This is a genomic window from Methylibium sp. T29, from assembly GCF_000576205.1.
GTDB classification, from domain to species: domain Bacteria; phylum Pseudomonadota; class Gammaproteobacteria; order Burkholderiales; family Burkholderiaceae_C; genus Methylibium; species Methylibium petroleiphilum.
In genome coordinates this window covers 1-5,594 of the sequence record NZ_AZND01000217.1, presented here as the reverse complement: position 1 = coordinate 5,594, position 5,594 = coordinate 1, and the positions used below count along the sequence as shown (strand labels likewise).

The 5,594-nt window shown below is 69.8% G+C and carries 5 protein-coding genes and 1 pseudogene; 2 read left to right on the top strand and 4 right to left on the bottom strand.

The genetic code is table 11. The annotated features are described in order from the left end of the window. The 3 genes and pseudogenes from x551_RS17785 to msrA form a co-directional block, all read right to left on the bottom strand. Window positions 1–581 (bottom strand): TonB-dependent receptor plug domain-containing protein (locus x551_RS17785; protein ID WP_152543563.1); only part of this gene is annotated, 581 nt, incomplete at its 3' end. Between the two features lie 144 nt (window positions 582–725). Further along, a complete protein-coding gene (locus x551_RS17780) occupies window positions 726–1,130 on the bottom strand; it encodes a hypothetical protein (RefSeq protein ID WP_152543562.1) in 405 nt (134 codons plus the stop codon). Between the two features lie 55 nt (window positions 1,131–1,185). Further along, window positions 1,186–1,733 (bottom strand): annotated as a pseudogene (gene msrA, locus x551_RS17775) (peptide-methionine (S)-S-oxide reductase MsrA). A 174-nt stretch (window positions 1,734–1,907) separates the two neighbouring features. Here msrA and x551_RS17770 point away from each other — a divergent pair. Further along, window positions 1,908–2,708: a YdcF family protein gene (locus x551_RS17770; protein WP_011830517.1), complete on the top strand. Its 801-nt coding sequence runs from the start codon at window positions 1,908–1,910 to the stop codon at window positions 2,706–2,708. Window positions 2,709–2,949: 241 nt separating this feature from the next. Here the strand turns inward: x551_RS17770 and x551_RS17765 are convergent, their stop codons facing one another. Beyond that, window positions 2,950–4,527, bottom strand: a complete 1,578-nt coding sequence (locus x551_RS17765; protein WP_011830518.1) for a UbiD family decarboxylase — start codon at window positions 4,525–4,527, stop codon at window positions 2,950–2,952. A gap of 202 nt (window positions 4,528–4,729) precedes the next feature. On the opposite strand from x551_RS17765, the gene x551_RS17760 reads away from it, so the two are divergent. Further along, the coding region (locus tag x551_RS17760; protein WP_051512128.1) for a lytic transglycosylase domain-containing protein at window positions 4,730–5,594 on the top strand (865 nt) is incomplete at its 3' end.

Below are 5,594 nucleotides of genomic sequence, written 5' to 3'. Positions count from 1 at the left end.
GCCTCGACCAGCGCGCCGGCCGAGCGCTCGCGGGCTGCGCCGCCGCCGCGCAGTTCGAGCGCACCGCCCACGCCGTCGATCGCGGCCTTGGGGATACGGTTGTCGATCGCATTGACCACACCGCCGACGGCGCTGCCGCCGTACAGCAGTGCGGCCGGGCCGCGCAGCACCTCCAGCCGTTCGACCACCAGCGGATCGATCGGCACCGCGTGGTCGAAGCTCAGCGCCGAGGCATCGAGCGTCGCCCCCGCGTTGTTGAGCACGCGGATGCGGTCGCCGTCCTGGCCTCGGATCACCGGCCGGTTGGCGTTGGGGCCGAAGTAGCTGGACGAGACGCCGGGCAGGCCCGACAGCGTCTCGCCCAGGCTGCTGCCGCGCCGGAGCACGAGGCCCGGACCGGCGAGCACGCTGTTGGGGGTGGCGATGCCGTCGCTGTCGAGCGGGTTGCCAGTGACGACCACTGGCGGCAGCGTCGTGTCCGGAGGCGGCGCGGTTTGCGCCAGCGCCAGCAGCGGCGTGCCGAGCAACGGAAGAAGGGCGGCGCGAAGCGCCTGGGAGGGGGAGCTGGGTGACGAGCGCATGCGTAGGCCCGCGAGACGCGGGCTCCATTCAGAAAGACGGGAATGAACAGCGCCGGGGCGGACCGCAGCCCGAACCGAAGCGCCGGTGGCGCAGGGCCGTTCTCAGCGGCCACGGCCGCGGACGGACACCCTGCGAACGATCGATCAGGCGATCGTCGTCGGCGGCGCGCGGGCGCGGTAGGCGAGCCGGACGGTGCCCGAGGGCAGCGTCGGCACCGGTGCCGCGAGATGGCTCGGTGGCAGCGCCGGTACGGCATCGACGCCGCCGGCGGAGGCCGCATCGCCCAGCGAGAGCTGGTCATAGAGATGACAGGCCGGCGTGCCGCGCTCGTGGCCGAACAGCGCCTCGATGCCATGCGCCGCGAATTCCCCGCCATGCACCCGGTCTTGCGCCGACGCGAGGGCGAGTGCGGCGCCCGTGCCGGGCATCGCCCCGTGCACGCTGCGGTGGGCCAGCCCCAGCACCTGAGCCCACAGCAGCGACGCGCACAGCAGCACTCCGAGCCAGAGGCGCGGGGCGGCAGGTGAACGGCGAGCGCGGGCTTTCACGGGGGCAAGGGGCCGGAGCAGCAAAGGCCCGCCAGTATGCGGCAGGCGCCCTGGATCAAACCTTGCGGCGCGACGCGAAGGTCTTCCGGAACTTCTCCACCTTGGGCGCGACCACGAAGGCGCAGTAGCCCTGCCCCGGGTGCTGGACGAAGTAGTTCTGGTGATAGGCCTCGGCCGGCCAGTAGTTGAGCTCCGGCTTCACCTCGGTCACCACCTTGCCGCGCACGCCGCCGCTGGCCTGCAGCTCGGCAATGACCTCGTGCGCGATGCGCGCCTGCTCGTCGCTGTGCGTGTAGATGCCCGAGCGGTACTGCGTGCCGACGTCGTTGCTTGGCGGTTGGGTGTGGTCGGGTCGTGCACGACGAAGAAGATCTCCAGCAGCTCGCGAAAGCCGATGCGCTGCGGATCGAACTGCACGCGGATCACCTCGGCGTGGCCAGTCTCGCCGCCGCAGACCTGCTCGTAGCTGGGGTCGTTCACGTGGCCGTTGCTGTAGCCGGACTCGACGGCGACGACGCCGTCGACCTCCTGGAACACGGCCTCGGTGCACCAGAAGCAGCCGCCGCCCAGGGTGGCAGTCTCGAGATTCGCGGAGGTGTTCATGGCTGGACTTCCTTGCAGATCGGCACGCCCCAGAGCGGAGCGCGGGGGAACGGTTGGGGGTGGCGCGTGACAAATGCCCGAACCGCAGCACTAAGACAAACCCCGGCCATCATGCCGCAGAGCGGCGCTGCCTCGGCTCTCCACAATGCGTCGTTCCGACCAACGACAACTTACATGACCGGACTCGAACCCTTCAAGCCCCTGCTCACCGCGCTGGCGCTGCCACCGGTGCCCTGGCTGCTGCTGATGCTGCTCGGTGGACGCTTGATGCTCTGGCGCCCGCGCGTCGGCCTGCTGCTGTTGCTGCTGGGTGCAGCCCTCATCTGGCTGAGCGCCTGCCAGGGCAGCGCCCACTGGCTGCAGTCGACCCTGCTGCCGGCTCCGCCGCCGCTGAGCGATGCCGATATCAGCGGCCTGAAGCCGCCCAAGGCCGAGCCCGCGCCGACGACCGCGATCCTGGTGATCGGCGGCGGGCGCATCCCGCGCGCACCGGAGTCCGGCACGGCCGACCTGCAACCTGCCTCGCTGGAGCGCCTGCGCTATGCGGTGCGGCTGTCGCGCCAGACCGGCCTGCCCCTGGCCTTCAGCGGCGGCCTCGGCTGGGGCCAGCACGACGACGGCGGCCTGTCGGAAGCCGAGATCGCGCAACGCATCGCCGAGCGCGACTTCCTGAGACCGATCAAATGGGTAGAGACCGCCTCGCGCGACACACGCGAGAACGCGCGGCTGAGCGTGAAGCAGCTGCACACCGCCGGCGTGCGCCACATCGTGCTGGTGACGCACGCCTGGCACATGCCGCGCGCGCTGCGCGCCTTCCGGCAGGAGGCCGGTGAGTCGATGCAGATCACCGCCGCACCGATGGGCTATTTCGTGCCGGCCGACCGCGGCGTGCTCGAGTGGCTGCCGAGCAGCGCCGGATTCGGGGAAGTGCGCGTGGTGCTGCGCGAACTGCTGGCGCGCGGCGTCGGCTACTAGATCAGGACGCCAAAAAGCAGAAACCCCTCTCAACCATCACGGCGAGAGGGGTTAGGTGGCAGCACCACCTTTGGAGATCCGGAGGAATAGGGTCCGGGGCTCCTGGTACGCAGAGACTGCGTCCTGAGATTTACCTGCGTTGCAGGCCCCTGAAGACTAGGCGCCCGGCGGGCTGGATGCAAACCGCGAGGCTCTATGACTCGGGCGCTCCTGATTGCCGCCCGATGGCCCGTGGGCTTCCTCAGCGCGAGCCGGTCGCCGGCATCAACGCCTCGACGATGGCCGCTACCCGCTGCTCGACCGCTGCATCCATCCGGATCGGCCGGCCCCATTCGCGCGCAGTCTCGCCGGGCCACTTGCTGGTGGCGTCCAGCCCCATCTTGCCGCCCAGGCCCGAGACCGGCGAGGCGAAGTCCAGGTAGTCGATCGGCGTCTGGTCGACCAGCGTGGTGTCGCGCACCGGGTCCATGCGCGTGGTGATCGCCCAGATCACGTCCTGCCAGCTGCGGATGTCGACGTCGTCGTCGGTGACGACGATGAACTTGGTGTACATGAATTGGCGCAGGAAGCTCCACACGCCGAACATCACCCGCTTGGCGTGGCCGGGGTAGCTCTTCCTGATGCTGATGATCGCCATCCGGTAGCTGCAGCCTTCGGGTGGCAGATAGAAGTCGGTGATCTCCGGAAACTGCTTTTGCAGGAGGGGCACGAACACCTCGTTCAGCGCCACGCCCAGCACGGCGGGCTCGTCGGGCGGCTTGCCGGTGTAGGTGGAGTGATAGATCGGATCGCGGCGGTGGGTGATCCGGTCGACCTGGAACACCGGGAACCAGTCCTGCTCGTTGTAATAGCCGGTGTGGTCGCCGAACGGGCCTTCGAGCGCATGCAGGTAGCCGCCGCGTTCTTCCAGCGGCACGCCGTGGGCGCTGGTGCCCCGGTACCCCGGTGCCGCGACCGGGATGTGCCCCTCCAGAACGAACTCGGCGCCGGCCGGGACCTGCAACTTCACATCGCCCTCGCCCACACCCGAATCGACCACCTCGGTCCGGCTGCCGCGCAGCAGGCCGGCGAACTGGTATTCGCTCAGGCTGTCGGGCACCGGCGTCACGGCGCCCAGGATCGTGGCCGGGTCGGCCCCCAACGCCACGGCGATCGGGAAGGGCTGGCCGGGGTGGGCCAGCGCGAAATCGCGGAAGTCGAGCGCGCCACCGCGGTGGGCGAGCCAGCGCATGATGGTCTGCCGCGGCCCGATGACCTGCTGGCGGTAGATGCCCAGGTTCTGGCGGCTGCGCGGTGCCGGCACGGACTGCGGTCCGCGCGTGATCACCAGGCCCCAGGTGATCAACGGACCGGCATCGTCCGGCCAGCAGGTCTGCACCGGCAGCGTGGCGAGGTCGACATCCGCGCCCTCCAGCACCACCTCCTGGCAGGGCGCGCTGCGCACGCGCGCGGGCTTCATGTCCCACAGGGCCTTGCCGAGTTGCACCAGCCGACCGGCGTCCTTCAGGCCCTTCGGCGGCTCCGGCTCCTTCAGGCTGGCGAGCAGACGACCCACTTCGCGCAACTCGGAGGCGTCTGCCGCCCCCATGCCGAGCGCCACCCGGCGCGGGGTGCCGAACAGGTTTGTCAAGACCGGAATTTTGTAACTGACTCGATCCGATACCGGATGTTCGAACAGCAGCGCCGGGCCGGCACGGCGCAAAAGCAAGTCACTGACCGCTGTCATCTCAAGCCGCGTGGAGACTGGCTCCGCGATGCGGCGGACTTCCCCTTGCTGCTCCAGGCCGTTCAAGAACTCGCGCAGATCCCGGTATTTCATACTTAATGGCTATTAAGGATCAGTTTGATAGTCTTGACTGGTTATTTAAAGCCTTCCTACACTCCGGCCCGTTCCCGTGAGGGATAACCCGCCCCGTCGGCGCGGACCCTGAATACAGGGTGGCGCCGACGCGGTGACGGGCGAATTATCGCCGTGGGGTTCGTGCTCGATGCGAAGCCCGGCGCTCTTTGAAAGGAGAGGCATGACAGCACTCCCATCCCACCAGTCGCTGCGCCATCTGGCCGCGGCGCTGGGCCGCCCGGTGGCGGTGTTCTTCAAGGATGCAGGCCACGGCCTGCTCGAGGTCTGCCACAACTCGCTCGCACTGGTGGGCCTGGTGGTGGTGGCCCTGTCGCTGTTCTTCGCCGGCCGTGCCGACCTGCGGCACACGCTGGAAGAGCACGCGCTCGGCTGGTTGCAGAACCGGCAGGTGGCCCGTGTGGAAGCCGACACCTCCCTGGCCGGCCTAGCGGCCGCCCTGGTCGAGCGCGACGCGGTGGCGCGGGCGACCGCGGCCGACCCGAGCAACCTCGACCGCCAGCAGGCCGCGGTGGCGTCCTGGCTGGCGCGCCGCTACCGCGTCGCGCCGGAACCGGTGAGCCGCCTGGTGCAGGAAGCCTGGCAGGTTGGGCAACGGGCCAAGCTCGACCCGACGCTCATCCTGGCGATCATGGCCATCGAGTCGAGCTTCAATCCGTTCGCCCAGAGCCCGGTCGGCGCGCAGGGCCTGATGCAGGTGATGACCCGCGTCCACGACGACAAGTACGAGGCCTTCGGCGGCAACCACGCGGCCTTCGATCCGGTGACCAACCTGCGCGTCGGCGTGCAGGTGCTGAAGGAATGCATCGCGCGCGCCGGCAGCCTGGAGGGCGGCCTGAAGTACTACGTCGGCGCGGCCAACCTCGCCGACGACGGCGGCTACGCCGGCAAGGTGCTGGCCGAGCAGAGCCACCTCCGCTCCGTGGCGGCAGGCCGCAACGTCGCGGTCACGGCTCCGATCATCGTGGCGCCGACGGCTCTGCCGGTCGCGGCACCCGCAGAGGCCGCCGCATCCGCGGCGCCGGCGG

Excerpts from the sequence above, each read along its gene's own strand:
- x551_RS17765 (WP_011830518.1), bottom strand. The coding sequence starts at position 4,527 with ATGAAATACCGGGATCTGCGCGAGTTCTTGAACGGCCTGGAGCAGCAA.
- x551_RS17770 (WP_011830517.1), top strand. The coding sequence starts at position 1,908 with ATGACCGGACTCGAACCCTTCAAGCCCCTGCTCACCGCGCTGGCGCTG.